The organism is Paenibacillus sp. AGC31 (assembly GCF_057334655.1).
Genome location: NZ_JBHFJH010000003.1, coordinates 38,142 through 55,155, shown reverse-complemented (window position 1 = coordinate 55,155; position 17,014 = coordinate 38,142). Strand labels below are relative to the sequence as shown.

Genomic DNA, 17,014 nt, shown 5'->3' with positions numbered 1-17,014 from the left:
TCAAAGGAGCGTCCACAGGATGGATAAAAAGCTAAAAATCGGCATCACCTGTTATCCGTCCCTCGGCGGGTCTGGCGTTGTCGCAACGGAGCTGGGCAAATTACTTGCCGAACAGGGGCATCAGGTTCATTTTATTGCCAACAGTATCCCGTTCAGACTGGGTACGTTCCAGAAAAATATTTTTTATCATGAAGTTGAAGTAAATGATTATTATGTTTTCCGTTACCCTCCGTATGACCTGTCACTGGCAACAAAGATGGCTCAGGTGGCTAAGTCACAGCAGCTGGATCTGCTGCATGTTCATTATGCCGTGCCGCACGCAGTATGTGCTTTTCTTGCGAAACAGATGGTAGGAGACGGTCTTAAAGTGGTTACCACCTTGCACGGAACGGATATTACGGTTCTGGCTCAGGATGAATCTCTGAAGGATCTGATCCGTCTAGCCATTAATGAAAGTGACGCGGTTACTGCCGTATCACAAGATTTGATTCGGGAAACGGTCGAATTGCTGGATATTCAGCGCCCAATCGATCTAACCTATAATTTCATTGACAAACGAATATATTATCCGCGGGATGCTGCCAGTCTGCGAAGAGACTTTGCTGCGCCCGACGAAAAAATATTAATGCACATCTCCAATTTCCGACCGGTGAAGAGAACTCAAGATGTGGTAGAGGTCTTCCGTCAGGTCCAGGAGCAGGTTCCTGCCAAACTGTTATTTGTTGGTGAAGGACCAGATTTGCCGAAGATGCAATGGAAAATTAATGATCTCGGCTTGAATGATAAAGTTCATTTCCTTGGCAAACAGGATGACATTGCTCAGGTCATTTCCATGGCAGACGTGTTGATGCTTCCATCGGAGAAGGAGAGTTTCGGACTTGTGGCGCTCGAAGCAATGGCTTGTGGCGTACCGACGATCGGTTCACAGGCCGGGGGAATTCCGGAACTGGTCTTACATGGTAAAACGGGGTATTTATCCGCGATCGGGGATACACAATCCATGGCCGAGAACACCATCCGTTTGTTGACGGACGATCGTTTGGCTGCGGAGTTCAGGGAAGCATGTCTTCAGCGTGCGCATCACGACTTTTGCAATGATGCTATCCGGCATGAATACGAACAGATTTATTACCGGGTGTTGGGAAGGGAAGTTCCGAATCTGAAGCCGGTTTGTGGTTAATCATTTCTTTGACGAAATCATACTGTGCATACCACAACAGGCAAGAGAAGAGGTGATATGTGGTGGTTCAATGGACACAGGTAGATCATGAAATGGCAATGCAAAGTGAGAATGTACTCACAACATTAAACAAACATGGCTACAAGGCATATTGGGTAGGTGGTTGCGTTCGTGACGAATTGCTGGGACGAGTTGTAGACGATATGGATATCACGACATCTGCTTCTCCTGAGCAAGTCATGGAACTGTTTGACGATTGTATTCCTACAGGTCTGCAACACGGTACGGTTACCGTTCGTTCAGGCGGTTATTACTTTGAAGTGACCACATTTCGAACAGAATCCGAATATCAGGATAACCGCAGACCTGCTACGGTTCAATTTGTTCAGGATATCAAGGAAGATTTACAGCGGCGCGACTTCACGATGAACGCTCTAGCCATGGACGTCACTGGGACAATCGTTGACCCTTTCGGTGGGCAGGCAGATATCAAGGAAGAGCGAGTCAGATGTGTAGGTTCTGCGATGGAACGATTTGGTGAAGATGCACTGCGCATGCTCCGCTGTGTTCGGTTTGCTTCCGTATTTGATTTCAAAATTGCCCATAACACGTGGAAAGGTCTTGTAAGGCAGAAAGACCTGCTTCAACATATAGCAATGGAACGGGTACGTACCGAGATGGTAAAAATGATGTCTGGACCGCATCCTTTAAGAGGGTTGGAGCTGTTATACAGAAGTGATTCCCTTGCGCATATCAAAGCGCCGGTAAGCTCGACCCGATTTAACAAGATGTTGTTATCCAATCTGGAACAATTGTCAGGTCAGCATGTGTTGCTTCGTTGGTCACTCATCCTGATTGCTGGCGGTTATAGCAAGGATGAAGCAGATGTATTATTACGTCAGTGGACATTCTCCAATGAACATCGTTCTCGAATAACAGGGGTTCTTCAGGTGGAACAGTTGATTCATACTTCCGTTCAGGAGCAGAAGGATATGGTCAGTCTTCGTTCCGATTGGATCGTTACTGTTCTGGCTTGTGGCGTTCAGGCGGCGGATGATTGGCTTCGAATACAGTCTACATTGCCAGCAGGATGGCGGAATCAGTCCGAACAGGCAGAAATGCAGGTTGTTTTGGTTCAAGAGCTTGCAGGCGAATGGAGTCAATCGATCCCTGTGCATGACTTGAAAGAGCTGGATATCACAGGGGAACAAGTGTTACAAATGGTACAGCGCAAAGGCGGACCTTGGCTGGGTCAACTGATGAAACATTTGTTACGAGAAACAGCGATTGGAACGATAGAGAATCAGCATGCAGCACTAAGTGCAGAAGTGAAGCGGGTGGTTCAAGATGACCAAACATGAAGATCTGTTACATATGTTATTAAATGCAGAAGGACGATTCGTATCGGGTGAAGAGATCAGCCGTAATCTGTCCATCAGTCGGACCGCTGTGTGGAAACATGTGAACAAGTTGCGAGACATGGGTTATGAGTTTGAAGCCGTATCCCGCAAAGGATACCGTCTGGTAACGAAGCCGGATAGCATTGACGCTACTGCCCTCCAATTGGCACTGGATACAACCGTATTTGGCCGTAAGGCTGTTTTGTTGACTTCGACCCTGACTACGCAAGGGGATGTTCTCAAGCTAGCTGAGCAAGGGCAGGCAGAAGGTGCTGTGGTCGTTGCGGAAGAACAAACAGGAGGAAGAGGACGTTTTGGTCGACAGTGGTTCTCTCCTCCGGGTAAAGGAATCTGGATGAGTGTTCTGTTACGCCCTGATCTACCACTTCAGCACACGCCGCAGCTAACTTTATTAACAGGAGTGGCTGTATGTCGTGCCGTTCGAGCTTGTTCAGGAGCTGATGCAGGCATCAAATGGCCAAATGATCTGTTGATTGATGGACGCAAGGTATGTGGCATATTGCTTGAATCCACGGTGGAAGATCATGAAGTCAGATACTGTATTGCAGGTATAGGTGTTGACGTGAATTTTGATCCAGAGGATTATCCGGAAGATCTTACAACTATAGCTACTTCGCTCAAGATGGAGACGGGTCAACCCGTTGATCGCACCAAACTAACGGCTGCCATTTTGACGGAGCTTGAACAGTTGTATTATTTGTATCAAAAAGAAGGATTCGGCGTGATCTCAGCACTATGGGAGGCCCTGTCCGTATCGATGAATCGAGAGATTACTGTGACGAATCCTCATGGTGTCATTGAAGGGAAGGCCATCGGTCTTGACCCTTCTGGAGCACTTATCGTGGAGAAGCGCGATGGAGAACATACACTAATCATCTCTGGTGAGATTTCCTGGAAATCATAAACAATTTGTCGAATTTTCACTGGTAAAATGAACATAAGACGTGAAGTTTGAGCAGAACTTTGGTATACTGTGTTCGTGAGGCGATATCGGCTAATGCAGACCGAATTGCACTCCCGTAACAGTAACCTTTGTTCTGCTTGAATGGTTTTATATAAGCAGACCGCAGTGCAAGAATGAAATACGTTTAAGTGAGTTGTTGGATTCTGCTCTGAGCCGAAGAGGACCGAGACAGAAGGGACGATCGCAAGTGACTCTTTTTTGACTTTTCGGGACTTTTTAGTGGAAAACTAAAAGGTTTTTTTTGTTGCGTTTATTTGAAAAGAAGAAAGGAGCCATGAGAGAAAATGGCGAACAAACAAGCGTTGAATATTGTGAAAATGAAAAAATATAAGCAGGATGGCGTGCCACTTACCATGATCACGGCTTATGATTATCCAACAGCGCTCCTCGCAGAGGAAGCAGGTATCGATCTGATCCTGGTTGGTGACTCACTTGGTAATGTAGTACTGGGTTATAATTCGACGCTTCCGGTAACCATCGACGACATGGTGTACCACACACGTTCCGTAGTGCGCGGTGCTGAGAAGACGTTTATTGTGGCTGATATGCCTTTTATGACTTATCATGGCAGCGTGGATGAGACGCTTAAGGGTGTACGTCGACTGATGCAAGAGGGGCATGCCCATGCGGTTAAAATGGAAGGCGGAGTTGAGATAGCAGACACCGTCAGAGCAGTCGTGCAAGCAGGCGTGCCTGTTCTTGGACATATAGGACTTACACCTCAATCGGTTAATCAGATTGGTGGTTACCGTATTCAGGGCAAGGATGCAGCGGATGCAAAACGTCTGATGGACGAAGCCAAAGCCTTGGAAGCTGCAGGCGCGTTTGGCATTGTGCTTGAACTGGTTACGGAAGAAGTTGCACGGGCGATCTCGGAGGAACTGTCCATCCCTACTATAGGAATTGGAGCAGGACGAGGCTGTGATGGTCAGGTACTGGTATTCCATGATGTTGTTCAATACGCCTCTCCGTATACGCCCAAACGTTTTGTCAAAACCTATGGAGATGTGGGTACATTAATCAGAACCAGTATCGAAGCTTACGTAAAAGAAGTGAAAGATCGTTCGTTCCCGGCCGAAGAGCATGTATTCAATGCTGCGGATGGTGTTCTGGATCAACTGTACGGCGGACAACGCAAGGAAAAGGTGGGGAATAACTCATGAAAGTATTACGGACAATCGCAGAGTTAAGACAGGAACTAAGCTTGAAGCGTCAAGCGATTCGGTCCAGTGCGTCCGTTGTAGGTCTGGTACCAACAATGGGTTATCTTCATCAAGGTCATGCAAGCTTGATGCAGGCAGCCAGACAACAGAGCGATATCGTGGTATTAACCATATTTGTTAATCCAATTCAATTTGGACCTAATGAAGATTTTGACAGCTATCCGCGGGATGAAGCCAGAGATGTGGAGACAGCACGTTCACAAGGAGTGGATATCGTATTTATTCCCTCTGTTGAAGAGATGTATCCACAGGCAACGCAAACGACGGTATCTGTCTCCAAACTGACGGAGCGCCTATGTGGCGCTTCCCGTCCGGGGCATTTTGACGGGGTAACGACCGTAGTCTCCAAACTGTTTAACATTGTACAGCCACAGCGTGCATTTTTTGGAATGAAAGATGCTCAGCAGGTTGCGGTCATTCAACAGATGGTGAATGATTTGAATATGCCTGTAGAAATTGTACCTTGTCCGATTGTTCGCGAAGAGGATGGTCTTGCCCTCAGTTCACGTAATGTCTATCTTAACGCAGAACAGCGTAATCAGGCTTTAGTTCTGTCGAAGGCACTGTGTGCAGCTCAAGAAGCGGCAGATAAAGGTGTAGCTATAAACGCCGCAGATATCCGTCGTATTCTGCGCGAGCAGATTGCAAGTTCACCGCTTGCTGTTATCGACTACGCCGAGATTCAGGCTTTTCCAAGTCTGGAGCCGCTCGCAGATCAGGAAGAAGTTCAAGGACGTGACGATCTGCTCATCGCACTTGCGGTGAAATTTGGAAAAACAAGATTGATTGACAATATAAGGTTGCAAAAATCGGAGGTACTGTCCCATGTTTAGAACACTGATGAAATCCAAAATCCACCGGGCTACGGTAACGGAAGCCAATTTGAACTATGTGGGTAGCATTACCATAGATGAAGACTTGATGGAAACATCCGACTTGATGGAAAACGAAAAAGTGCAAATTGTGAACAACAACAATGGTGCACGTCTGGAAACTTATGTGATTCCAGGGCCGCGCGGAAGCGGGGTCATATGTCTTAACGGCGCAGCTGCACGTCTGGTGCAGCCTGGAGATAACGTCATTATCATTTCTTACGCCATGATGTCGCAAGAAGAGGCAAATACTCACAAACCAACCGTTGTATTTGTAGATGGACAGAATAAACCTGTACAAACGATGAAACAGGAAGTCCACGCAACAATTATGTAATCGACTGGTAAGGAGAATGAAATCGGACCTTGAAGCAAAAAATGAGTACAGGTCACTGCACTAATCCATTTTTTCAAGGGTGGGGATGCATCGATGTTCCAGCATGTTTTCGCAGAAATGAACGACATGTTAGATGAAATTATCAAGAGCTATCCTTCCGCTGAAGGCCTGAACAAACAGGAATTGCTGCAAAAGTGGAATTTGCTTAAGCGGATGAGTGACGGAATGCTGGATGAATGGCTGATGTTTGAAGAAAAGATGAGCCAGGTGAGGGAGCGGGAGATGGATAAGCCTGCTTCCCTTGAACCGGAACAGGAAGCTGTTACCGCTCTGCCTGAACTCCATCTGGAATGTTTCAGTCGAGGTCAGGGCTATTTCAAATTACAGATGTATCCGCAGGCGATCATGCAGTTCTCCCGGGTTGTGACCGACCATCCGGAGAGTGCATTGACTCGTTTTTACCTGGCGCTCGCGTATCTGAATCTGGAACAAATGGCGGAAGCCGGGACACATTTGCAGCAGATCATGTATCTTAAGGGTTCGCCTCGCTTAAAAGGGCTTGTATGTAACGCCCTGGGCTGTATTCAAGCCAAGCTTGCGAATCCCGAAGCTGCATGTTCACTCTTTGCACAGGCCCTTCAGTATGACCCGACATTGACCGAACCACTGTACAACATGGAAGCTTGCAGGTTGAACAGGGGAAAATTGCAATATGCTAATCAGCTGACGACCCTTCATTAAGCGGGAATTCGGCGACAAAAAACGGTGTTCCCTCCTTTGGCATAGCGGCGGGGACACCGCTTTTTTGTCAGTTAATTTTCAAATCCCCTTTTTTTTGCTATGCTGTAACATAGACTGGAATGGAAGGGACCGTACATTGCAATGAAATTTGCCGTATTGGATTTCGAAACAACCGGCACGCAGTCCGACGGTGAGATTATACAGGCCGGACTTGCCATCATAGATCATGACTACAGCATAACTCAAATATATAGTTCTTATGTGAACCCTGGTGTACCGATTCCCCCGTTTATTTCGGGGTTAACGGGTATTACCGATGAAGATGTGGCGGACGCTCCTTCACTCGAAGAGATGATGATGGAGATGGTTCCGCTGCTTAATGATGTGGTGCTTGTTGGACACAACGTCGCTTTTGATTTTCACTTTTTGCAGAATGCTCTCGACCGTTGCGGTTATTTGCCGTTCACTGGCCGCATTCTGGACACGATTGATTTTCTGAAGATTACATTCCCATCACTGGGTTCTTATCAACTCGGTTATGTGTCTTCCGAATTTGGATTTCAACATGACCGCCCTCACCAGGCAGACAGTGATGCACTGGCGACAGCCTATGTGCTTCTCAAGTGTCTGGATGAGTTAAAGGAATTACCGCTCATAACGATTCAGCGCCTCAGTGACCTGTTTGCACCAGAAGACAGTGACTTGGGTTGGTTCTTGGACGGAATGCGCAGTGAGAAGGAAGCAGAGCCGATTCAGGATCTGGACGGACATACCTATTATCGTCAGCTTGCTCTTAATGTAAGTGATTGGACCGATATTGGTGCACCACGCGATGAGCGGGAGGCTAACCCCCTTGATGGTGTAAGCTTCGAACAGTTTATGGACCAGGTTCGGGAGAACCTGAAGGATACACTGGATCATTACGAAGAGCGTGAAGCGCAGACTCAGATGTTCAGCAGTGTAAGGCAAGCCCTGGATGAAGAGAAACATCTCTTGATCGAAGCAGGAACAGGCACTGGTAAATCTCTGGGTTATCTCTTGCCTGCTATTTACGAAAGTGTGAAGCAAGAACAGAAAGTTATGGTTAGCACGCATACAATCAATCTGCAGGAGCAATTGAGAGAGCGAGACATTCCGATGCTGACCCAAGTGGTTCCGTTCCCGTTTAAAGCTGCTGTCTTCAAAGGGCGTGGACATTACCTGTGCCTGCGCAAATTTGAACACAAAATCAATAAACGTGAATTCGCCACACCTAAAGAGGATTATTTCACAGCAGCTCAGATGATTGTCTGGCTTACGCAGACCGAAACCGGAGATGATGAGGAGCTTAACCTTAGCGGACGCGGAGGGGACTTCTGGGAGACCGTACAGAGTGAATCCGAATCATGTCTGGGAAGATCCTGTCCATGGTTCCGCAAATGTTTCTACCATCGTGCCAAACATGAAGCAGGGTTGTCTGATATCGTAATCACCAATCACTCCAAATTATTTACGGATGTGAAAGCCGCGCATCAGCTGCTGCCAGCCTATGAGAGTCTTGTGATCGATGAGGCACATCATCTGGAGGATGTCGCTGGTAAACATCTTGGAATGCATATGAAATATTTCACCTTGGTTCATACACTGACCCGCCTATTTAAAGACAGTCGTAATGGTCAGCTGCCTATGCTTCGTTCCCAGTTATCCGGGCATGAAAATTCAGTGCAATGGGGCTCCATGGTGGATCAGATGTTCCCGCTGGCTGTTGAGGTCAAGGAACTGTGGGATCGTATGAGCGATGCCTTGTTCGGTCTGTTGCCTGAACGAAGTGATGCTTCACCGGGAGAGACGGGGCAATTTTCACTGCGTCTGAAAGCATCTCAGAAACCGGCAAAATGGGAGGAGCTGCAGGATCTGGAGAACCAGATCTATGTGACTCTGGGTGATTTGGTTCGCAAAGGGGACAAATTGCTGCTTGAGGTGAAAGAGGATCAGGATGATTATCAATCGGATAGTCTGATCACGGACATTACAGGATTGTTGAAAGATCTGACCACATTGAAGGAGAATCTTCGTTTCTTCATGCGCATGGATGATGCCAAAACGGTATACTGGATGGAAGCTAGCGGCCAGTTCCGCAGTAAATCTCTCCAGCTGTATGCCGTACCTGTAGATGTCAGTGCACAGCTTAAGGATTTGTTTTTTGACAAAAAGAAAAGTGTTGTGCTTACATCGGCTACGCTCTCTGTGGATAAGTCATTCCAGTTCATGATTGAACAGCTTGGCTTGCAGGAAGCTTCCGAGAATAATCGGCTGTTAACGTCGATGCTGCCATCACCTTTCAACTATCGCGATCAGGCACTTCTGGTGATTCCGCGTGATTTCCCGAGTGTGAAGGGAAGTGTGGGTGATGCGCACTTTGTTAATATGCTGGTGCAATCACTCGCAGAGACGGCAATTGCTACGCGTGGACGCATGATGGTTCTGTTTACTTCATACAAGATGCTGCGACAGGTCTATGATCCGCTGAAGGAGGCACTGTCTGGTAACGACATCTCGTTGCTTGGGCAAGGCGTTGACAGTGGAAGTCGTTCCAAATTGACTCGCAGGTTCCAAGATGCCAAAGCAACGGTACTTTTGGGCACAAGCAGCTTCTGGGAGGGTGTAGATATCCCGGGAGAGGCCCTAACCTGTCTCGCTATTGTTCGACTGCCTTTCCAGCCACCGAATCATCCGTTGGTGGAAGCCAAGAGTGAGCTGCTTCAGGAACAGAAGAAAAATCCGTTCATGAAACTGTCCGTGCCGCAAGCGGTCATTCGTTTCAAACAGGGATTTGGCCGGTTGGTGCGTACAGCGAAGGACAGAGGAATTGTCATTGTTTATGATACACGGGTGATTGAAGCGTACTATGGTAAATTCTTTTTATATTCATTACCTGGTCCCAAAATGGAACACATGCTCACGGAGCAGATGGTTCCACGAATTACCGAGTGGTTGGAAAAACCTGCTAATGAACAAAAATAATGGTTGTTTTGTTCGTTACATCATTGCATGACACTATTGTTTGGCGTTAAACTTTATTAGATATTTCCGTATCCGATTAAAGCAGTTGCACGTAAGAACTTATAACCTAAATTACAAGGAGCATTCTGTATAAAATGTCACGTTTATCTTTGAGTTTATACAGAATGCTCATCTTTTCATCTATTATTTTATCGTGGCCTTGGTAAGGGGGAGCAAGAATGAAATCGGATAAAATTTCGGAAGCGGTGGTACGACGTCTGCCTGTATACTTGCGTTATTTGAACGAGTTGCATCAGCGTGAGGTGGCTACTGTTTCTTCTCAAGAGCTTGGACAGAGGCTGGATCTGAATCCGGCCCAAATTCGTAAAGACCTGGCTTACTTCGGTGATTTTGGTCGTAAAGGGATCGGGTATGATGTATCCTATCTGATCGAGAAAATTCGTCACATTCTCAAGATCGATCAGCAAATTAATGTAGCTCTGGTAGGCGCGGGTAATCTAGGTCAAGCCTTGTCCAACTACAACGCATATCTGAAAGACAACATGAAGATTGTTGCTGTATTTGATGCATATGGACCGAAGATTGGTAGTCAAATCAACAGTTTGACGGTAAAACCAATGGATGAATTGACGGAAGCGGTTAAAACGGATAACATCCGCATCGGAATTATCACGGTTCCGGATACGGAAGCCCAAAATGTAGCCGATCAGCTTATTGAATCCGGAATCGAAGCGATCCTTAATTTTGCACCAACAATTCTAAAAACACCGCCGCATATCCGCATTCACCATGCTGACTTTACAACGGATCTGCTTAGTTTGGCCTATTACTTGGAGACTGGAAAGGACGACGAGGAAGATGACAACAAATAGATGGGTAATCCACAACGGCAAATTTGCCGTTAATGAAGGCGGCACAACATGGAACGTGGTCCAAGGATACATGGTTGTTGAGAATGACAAGATTGTGCATATTGGTGAGACATTGCCGGATGAAGACAAAAATAGTACCAAGGTAGATGGAAAAGGACTGTTCTTCCTGCCGGGTCTGATCAATACGCATGGTCATGCAGCGATGTCGTTGCTCAGAGGGCACGGAGACGATCTTGCATTGCAAGTATGGTTGCAGGAAAAAATGTGGCCGATGGAAGCGAAAATGACTTCAGAAGATGTATATTGGGGAACCTCGCTATCGGTGCTTGAAATGTTGAAAGGCGGAACTACAGCTTTCCTGGACATGTATGATCACATGGATCAAGTGGCCAAAGTTGTGGAGCAATCCGGCGTTAGAGCAGCACTGGCACGTGGTGTAATCGGGCTGTGCTCGAAAGAAGAGCAATTGCGGAAGCTGGAGGAGTCGGCAGCGTTTGCACGTGAGTGGAATGGACAGGCAGATGGTCGTATTACAACCGTAATCTCGCCACATGCCCCATATACATGCCCTCCTGACTACATAGAGAAGCTTGTACAGGTCGCGAATGACCTAAACCTTCCTCTCCATACACATATGTCTGAAACGCTTCGTGAGGTGGAGCAGAACGTGGCTGATTATGGACTGCGTCCTGTGGCACATCTAGAGAAACTGGGATTTTTCTCCCGTCCATCCCTGGTTGCACATGCGGTGCATCTGAATGATGAAGAGATTGAGATTCTGGCCCGTCATGATGTGGCTGTATCCCATAACCCGGGAAGTAACCTGAAACTCGCTTCCGGTGTTGCGCGGGTACCTGCGATGCTGAAAGCAGGAGTTACCGTGTCACTCGGAACAGACGGACCAGCAAGCAACAACAACCTGGATATGTTCGAGGAAATGAGACTGGCTGCATTGATCCACAAAGGTGTATCTGGTGACCCGACGGCAGTACCGGCAGGCGAAGCGTTACTACTCGGAACGTTATATGGTGCCAAATCCATCTTCTTGAACAATACCGGAGCGCTTCAGGTCGGCATGAAGGCTGATTTTATCGCCCTTGATATTGAACAGGCACATTTCTATCCACATACAGACCTGATCTCACATACGATCTACTCGGCTTCTGCCAAAGATGTTGAGCACGTATGGGTGGATGGAAAACAAGTGGTGAAACATGGCGAATGTCTGACGCTGGATGAAGAACGTATTTTGCGTGAGTCTCAATTGGCATTTGATGGTCTGCTTGCTCGTTAATTGCAGGACAGCATCATAGGGAAAGGAAGTTCGGCTTTTGAAGAAAAAAAAGAAGTGGATATGGATTTCGCTACTTGCACTGGTTCTGATTCTGTTTGGACTTCAGCGTTATTACGTCTATGTCACGCAGGACCAGCGCAAGGAAGAAGCGCTCGCTATAGAGGCAGCACAGAAGCAACTGGGCATTACATCCTATGATGAATTGCGCAAGTACATCTGGGGAGACAAAGAAGGCTCTGACAATATCTACTGGACCCTGATCGGCAAAAATAAGGATAACCAGGATGTTATGGTCTGGGTTAAATTCGATGCAAACAATCAACCGGCTAAGGGTGCAAACGCTGTACACAGTGAGCTGCTGCAGAATGGCATGTCCGAAGCGCAGATCCGCAATCGCTTCAGTTCTGAAGTTCCTGCCGGTGAGATTAAGCGAATCATGCCCGGAGTTGTGAATGGAATATATGTGTGGCAAGTGTATTATAAAGACGGTACGCATAACCACTATCGCTTTTATCGTTTTAGCAACGGAGAACAGGTGGACCTGGTCTACACCCTCCCGAACAGCTAGAACAAATAGAGTGACATAACTAGAGAATTTAAAGAAATGAAAGAACCGGCAGACGGATATCCGACTGAACCGGTTCTTTGTGTTGTCTGTAAACATTTTTGATTTAAATAGTTAAAATTAATAATTTATTCATATTTTCGCCTTCGAAATTGTATATACGATGTGATATACTCAGATATGTACTCAAAGTTACATTCAAAACAAATAAACCTGTCGAAATTATCGCAGGAGTCAATGTGCACATATTCGTATATACCAATAAGCCAGTAGGTTAGGCCAAAATCTGGGAGGGGTAATTCACTTGAAGCTAAAAGTATTGCCTATTGCTTTAACTGCCGTCATTTCAGCCGTTGTGTTGTTTGGAGGTTGGTTTGTATATCGTCAGGTGGCCGTGCAGAATCCGATTGAAAAGATGGTTACCCAGTACGATGGAGTCAATGACGTTCAATTAACTATTAACCGCAATGACGTACAATTGAAACTGGATCTGCAACCTGATGTTGATTTGGGCAGACTGGTACAATATATTCACAAAGAAGGACAGACGGTGATTGGTTCACGCTCGTTAAAGCTGGATGTTGTGGATCATTCCAACGAGGCGCTTGAGAACTGGTGGGGTGATGCCATGTTTACCGTAGCCCAGGCGATGGAGAACAAGCAGTACACCGAAATTACACCAACGTTGTCGAAGATGGCGACGAACGGGATTAAAGTGAATACAGCTATGGATGACAACAATGTATATGTCAGTCTCAGTGACGGAGATGCTAGCAAGTTTATAATTCTGCCGCGTGTGCCCGGTCAGATAGGAGTGTGGCCTAATGCCTAAATGGACAAAAGAAGTTGCCATCGGATTTTTTCCTGTGTTGATTATTTTCCTTGCGTTTACTGGTGTTAATATTGTTCCGATTCTTATTGCGGCGGCGGTTGTCGGTGGTCTGCTGTTCATGATGCAAATGCGTGGCGGGATTACAGTAGGCGCTGCACAGGAACGTAAACGTAAGAAAAAAGGACCTTCCAAGCTTACTTTTGAAGAAATTGGCGGACAGGACAGTGCCAAGCAGGAATTGCGTGAAGCGCTTGACTTTCTGATCAAACATGAAGAAATCCGGAAGTTCGGGATTCGCCCGTTAAAAGGGATCTTGCTGACGGGCCCTCCAGGGACAGGGAAAACGTTGATGGCGAAGGCTGCTGCACATTACACCGATTCTATTTTTGTAGCAGCATCGGGTAGTGAATTCGTGGAAATGTATGTTGGTGTGGGTGCCAGCAGAATTCGGGATTTGTTCAAGGACGCGAGAACCCGTGCCACCAAGGAAAATAAGGAAAACGCTATTATCTTTATCGATGAAATCGATGTCATCGGGGGGAAACGTGAGGGTGGTCAACAGCGTGAATATGATCAGACTCTGAATCAGCTCCTGACGGAAATGGATGGAATCTATTCTTCCGATACGCCAAGAATTCTGGTTATCGCTGCAACGAACCGTAAAGAGATGCTGGATAGCGCCCTAACGCGACCGGGACGTTTTGACCGTCACATTCAAGTGGACTTGCCTGACAAAAAGGGCAGAAAGCATATTCTGGAACTGCATGCGGTGAACAAACCTCTGTTGAAGGAAGTTAATCTGGAGAAAACAGCGGAAGAATCATATGGTTTCTCTGGTGCACAACTCGAAAGTGTGATGAACGAAGCGGCAATATACGCCATGCGGGATGGGCTGTTGAACATCGAACAGCGGCACTTGTCTCTGGCTATTGATAAAGTCATGATGGGTGAAAAGACAGACCGTGAGTCCAGTGTGGAAGAGAAGAAAAGGGTCGCTATTCATGAGTTGGGACATGCCATTATGGCTGAACTTGTTCGTCCAGGCAGTGTTAGTCAGGTGGCACTCAGTCCGCGTGGTCAGGCGCTGGGATATGTCCGTCATAACCCGCAACAGGAACAGTTCCTATATACGAAGCGCTTCCTGGAAGAGCAGATCATGATTGCACTCGGAGGAGCAGCTGCGGAGGAAATGTACTACGGTGGTCGTTCCACAGGTTCACGCAATGACTTCGATCAGGCAACCAATGTTGTGCAGACGATGATGGCTTCCGGATTGACTTCACTTGGGATTGTGAACATGGATATGGTGACAACCGAGGAACTGATGAGAGAGAATAAATTAATTCTGCAAGAACTGATGGAACAGACGAAGCGGTTGCTTGAAGAACAACGGACAATTTTCGACAATTCACTCGACATCTTGATTCGTGAGGAAGTTTTGTCTGGCGAACAATTTCGTTGTCAATTTCGTGACAGTGCCCTTCTACCAGCATAATTTATTTATGCTGGTTATTTTTTTTTACATTTCACTCGTGCTAAGATATTATTATATGTTGGGTCGAAATTTGTAATTTTCGGCGAACAGGGTACAATAGAGAAATAGAGAACCGAAAGGATGGAGCAGAACCATGTTTTTCAAAAAAATAGGAGTTGTCGGCGGCGGTACGATGGGACAAGGTATTTCCCAGATGCTCGCAGCCAAAGGACTTGATGTGCTTCTCGTGGAGCATACAACACAAAAGCTGGATCATGCATATGACATGATCGAAACCAATCTGGATAAACAACTGGAGAAATGGGCGATTACAAAAGCGGAGAAGAAATTGATTCTTTCCCGCATTACCAAGGTAGCTCATTTAGCTGAACTTGGAACTTGCGACATGGTCATTGAGACAATTTCAGAGGATCTGGATGCGAAAAAAGCAGTATTCAGCCAACTGGACCAAGTTTGTCCAAGCAATGTCATTCTGGCAAGTAATACATCCACGCTGAGTTTGACCGAGCTTGCAAGCTCGACCAAATATCCAGAGCGTGTTATTGGCATGCACTTTATTCACCCGGTATCCCGGGTTGATCTTGTAGAGATTATTCGTGGACTGAAAACTTCGGATACAACATTCGAAGAGACCAGACGTTTTGTTGAAGAAGTAGCGGACAAAAAAGGAGTCATGATTTATGAATCCCCTGGATTCGTAACTTCCCGTCTGATCTGCCTGCTGATTAACGAAGCGTTGCATGTATTGCAAGAAGGTGTTGCATCTGCTGAAGATATCGATGATGCAATGCGTATCGGATACAACTTCCAACATGGACCACTCGAAATGGCTGACCGTTTCGGATTGGATTCTGTTGAAGCTGCACTCGAAAGAATGTTCCGTGAATTCGGAGAATTGAAATATCGTCCTTCTACAGTCCTGAAGAAAATGGTGCGTGCAGGACACCTGGGTGCCAAAACAGGCGAAGGATTCTTCAAGTACGACAAGGATGGTGACCGACTGTGAAAGTACTCGTAATTAATGCGGGGAGTTCCTCGCTCAAATATCAACTGTATAATATGACTGACGAATCTGTACTGGCTAAAGGTTTGGTAGAACGGATCGGAATGGATTCCTCCATCCTGACACACAAACCGACAGGCCGTGAGGATGTTACAGAAGTTAGTGAGATTCTGGAGCATACAACAGCGATCCGTAAAGTCATTGATATTTTGACTCACAAAGAAAATGGTGTACTGGATTCTGTAAGTGAAATTCAAGCTGTTGGACACCGTGTTGTTCACGGTGGTGAAGCATTTAAAGAATCTGCATTGGTAGATGATGCTGCCAAAGCTGAAATTCGTCGTTTGTTCGACTTGGCTCCACTTCATAACCCTGCAGCAATGATGGGTATTCGTGCGGCTGAATTAAATATGCCTGGTGTGCCACAAGTTATGGTCTTCGATACAGCGTTCCATCAGACGATGCCTGAAAAAGCTTACCTGTATGCTATTCCGCGTGTACTTTACAAAAAATATAAAGTACGTCGCTACGGCGCACATGGTACTTCCCATGATTTCGTAAGCAAGGCAGCTGCTGAATATCTGGATCGTCCAGTGGAAGATCTGAAAATTATCACTTGTCACGTCGGTAACGGCGGTAGTGTAACAGCAGTTAAAGGTGGCGTATCCGTTGATACTTCGATGGGTATGACTCCGCTTGAAGGATTGATGATGGGAACGCGTTCTGGTGACCTTGACCCAGCCATCGTACCTTATGTAATGAACAAGGAAGAACTGAGCGTAAGTGAAGTGAACTCCATGTTGAACAAACACAGTGGATTGCTTGCGATCTCCGGAATCAGCAGTGACATGCGTGAGATTACGGAAGGTATGGAGAATGGCGATGCCAACTCCACGCTTGCTTTTGAAATGTACGAATACCGTCTGCGTAAATACATCGGCTCATATGCAGCTGCAATGAACGGTGTAGACGTGATCGTCTTTACGGCTGGTGTAGGTGAGAACTCCGTTGTACTTCGCCAAAAAGTATGTGAGCAACTCACTTATCTGGGTGTTGAACTGGATGAAGCGTTGAATGCCATTCGTTCTGGCGAACCACGCCGGATTACAACAGCGAACTCCAAAGTGGAAGTTCTCGTTGTGCCAACAAACGAAGAATTGGTCATTGCACGTGATACACACCGAATCGTATTGAATTCTCAGTAATCTAACT

The 17,014-nt window shown here is 46.4% G+C and carries 15 protein-coding genes; all 15 read left to right on the top strand.

Going from position 1 to position 17,014, the window contains the following annotated elements:
• Positions 1-19: 19 nt before the first annotated feature.
• On the top strand, positions 20-1,180 hold the full coding sequence (gene bshA / locus ACE04G_RS03085; RefSeq protein WP_076209934.1) for an N-acetyl-alpha-D-glucosaminyl L-malate synthase BshA: 1,161 nt from the start codon (positions 20-22) through the stop codon (positions 1,178-1,180).
• Between the two features lie 62 nt (positions 1,181-1,242).
• Positions 1,243-2,541, top strand: coding sequence for a CCA tRNA nucleotidyltransferase (locus ACE04G_RS03080; RefSeq protein WP_313771432.1), 1,299 nt, complete (start codon positions 1,243-1,245; stop codon positions 2,539-2,541).
• Positions 2,528-3,505, top strand: a complete 978-nt coding sequence (locus tag ACE04G_RS03075) for a biotin--[acetyl-CoA-carboxylase] ligase (protein ID WP_221820345.1) — start codon at positions 2,528-2,530, stop codon at positions 3,503-3,505. The genes ACE04G_RS03080 and ACE04G_RS03075 overlap by 14 nt, the downstream gene beginning before the upstream one ends.
• Positions 3,506-3,849: 344 nt before the next feature.
• Entirely contained in the window at positions 3,850-4,728 is an 879-nt protein-coding gene (panB, locus tag ACE04G_RS03070; RefSeq protein WP_339304799.1) for a 3-methyl-2-oxobutanoate hydroxymethyltransferase, read from the top strand.
• The gene (panC, locus tag ACE04G_RS03065) at positions 4,725-5,621 is read left to right on the top strand and encodes a pantoate--beta-alanine ligase (protein ID WP_221820350.1); all 897 of its coding nucleotides are present in this window, start codon (positions 4,725-4,727) and stop codon (positions 5,619-5,621) included. The genes panB and panC overlap by 4 nt, the downstream gene beginning before the upstream one ends.
• Positions 5,614-5,997, top strand: a complete 384-nt coding sequence (gene panD, locus ACE04G_RS03060; protein WP_017687742.1) for an aspartate 1-decarboxylase — start codon at positions 5,614-5,616, stop codon at positions 5,995-5,997. Before panC ends, panD begins: the two co-directional genes overlap by 8 nt.
• Positions 5,998-6,090: 93 nt before the next feature.
• A complete protein-coding gene (locus ACE04G_RS03055; RefSeq protein ID WP_036607621.1) occupies positions 6,091-6,738 on the top strand; it encodes a tetratricopeptide repeat protein in 648 nt (215 codons plus the stop codon).
• 141 nt (positions 6,739-6,879) lie between these two features.
• On the top strand, positions 6,880-9,741 hold the full coding sequence (dinG, locus tag ACE04G_RS03050) for an ATP-dependent DNA helicase DinG (protein ID WP_221820352.1): 2,862 nt from the start codon (positions 6,880-6,882) through the stop codon (positions 9,739-9,741).
• Positions 9,742-9,959: 218 nt separating this feature from the next.
• Positions 9,960-10,613 (top strand): redox-sensing transcriptional repressor Rex, encoded by a 654-nt coding sequence (locus tag ACE04G_RS03045; RefSeq protein WP_076209939.1) that lies wholly within the window; start codon positions 9,960-9,962, stop codon positions 10,611-10,613.
• Positions 10,600-11,907: an amidohydrolase gene (locus tag ACE04G_RS03040; RefSeq protein ID WP_221820354.1), complete on the top strand. Its 1,308-nt coding sequence runs from the start codon at positions 10,600-10,602 to the stop codon at positions 11,905-11,907. Before ACE04G_RS03045 ends, ACE04G_RS03040 begins: the two co-directional genes overlap by 14 nt.
• A 37-nt stretch (positions 11,908-11,944) precedes the next feature.
• On the top strand, positions 11,945-12,475 hold the full coding sequence (locus ACE04G_RS03035; protein ID WP_076209941.1) for a DUF5590 domain-containing protein: 531 nt from the start codon (positions 11,945-11,947) through the stop codon (positions 12,473-12,475).
• Positions 12,476-12,776: 301 nt separating this feature from the next.
• The gene (locus tag ACE04G_RS03030; protein ID WP_091017992.1) at positions 12,777-13,304 is read left to right on the top strand and encodes a hypothetical protein; all 528 of its coding nucleotides are present in this window, start codon (positions 12,777-12,779) and stop codon (positions 13,302-13,304) included.
• Positions 13,297-14,799 carry an AAA family ATPase gene (locus ACE04G_RS03025; RefSeq protein ID WP_221820356.1) on the top strand — a complete coding sequence of 501 codons (1,503 nt, stop codon included), beginning with the start codon at positions 13,297-13,299 and terminating at the stop codon, positions 14,797-14,799. Before ACE04G_RS03030 ends, ACE04G_RS03025 begins: the two co-directional genes overlap by 8 nt.
• Before the next feature lie 133 nt (positions 14,800-14,932).
• The gene (locus tag ACE04G_RS03020) at positions 14,933-15,805 is read left to right on the top strand and encodes a 3-hydroxyacyl-CoA dehydrogenase family protein (RefSeq protein WP_017687750.1); all 873 of its coding nucleotides are present in this window, start codon (positions 14,933-14,935) and stop codon (positions 15,803-15,805) included.
• Positions 15,802-17,007, top strand: coding sequence for an acetate/propionate family kinase (locus tag ACE04G_RS03015; protein ID WP_036671987.1), 1,206 nt, complete (start codon positions 15,802-15,804; stop codon positions 17,005-17,007). The genes ACE04G_RS03020 and ACE04G_RS03015 overlap by 4 nt, the downstream gene beginning before the upstream one ends.
• Positions 17,008-17,014: the final 7 nt, after the last annotated feature.

What these genes read in the sequence shown, in the direction of transcription:
- bshA (WP_076209934.1), top strand. Translation starts at nt 20, where the DNA reads ATGGATAAAAAGCTAAAAATCGGCATCACCTGTTATCCGTCCCTCGGC.
- ACE04G_RS03075 (WP_221820345.1), top strand. Translation starts at nt 2,528, where the DNA reads ATGACCAAACATGAAGATCTGTTACATATGTTATTAAATGCAGAAGGA.
- panB (WP_339304799.1), top strand. Translation starts at nt 3,850, where the DNA reads ATGGCGAACAAACAAGCGTTGAATATTGTGAAAATGAAAAAATATAAG.
- panC (WP_221820350.1), top strand. Translation starts at nt 4,725, where the DNA reads ATGAAAGTATTACGGACAATCGCAGAGTTAAGACAGGAACTAAGCTTG.
- panD (WP_017687742.1), top strand. Translation starts at nt 5,614, where the DNA reads ATGTTTAGAACACTGATGAAATCCAAAATCCACCGGGCTACGGTAACG.
- ACE04G_RS03055 (WP_036607621.1), top strand. Translation starts at nt 6,091, where the DNA reads ATGTTCCAGCATGTTTTCGCAGAAATGAACGACATGTTAGATGAAATT.
- dinG (WP_221820352.1), top strand. Translation starts at nt 6,880, where the DNA reads ATGAAATTTGCCGTATTGGATTTCGAAACAACCGGCACGCAGTCCGAC.
- ACE04G_RS03045 (WP_076209939.1), top strand. Translation starts at nt 9,960, where the DNA reads ATGAAATCGGATAAAATTTCGGAAGCGGTGGTACGACGTCTGCCTGTA.
- ACE04G_RS03040 (WP_221820354.1), top strand. Translation starts at nt 10,600, where the DNA reads ATGACAACAAATAGATGGGTAATCCACAACGGCAAATTTGCCGTTAAT.
- ACE04G_RS03025 (WP_221820356.1), top strand. Translation starts at nt 13,297, where the DNA reads ATGCCTAAATGGACAAAAGAAGTTGCCATCGGATTTTTTCCTGTGTTG.
- ACE04G_RS03020 (WP_017687750.1), top strand. Translation starts at nt 14,933, where the DNA reads ATGTTTTTCAAAAAAATAGGAGTTGTCGGCGGCGGTACGATGGGACAA.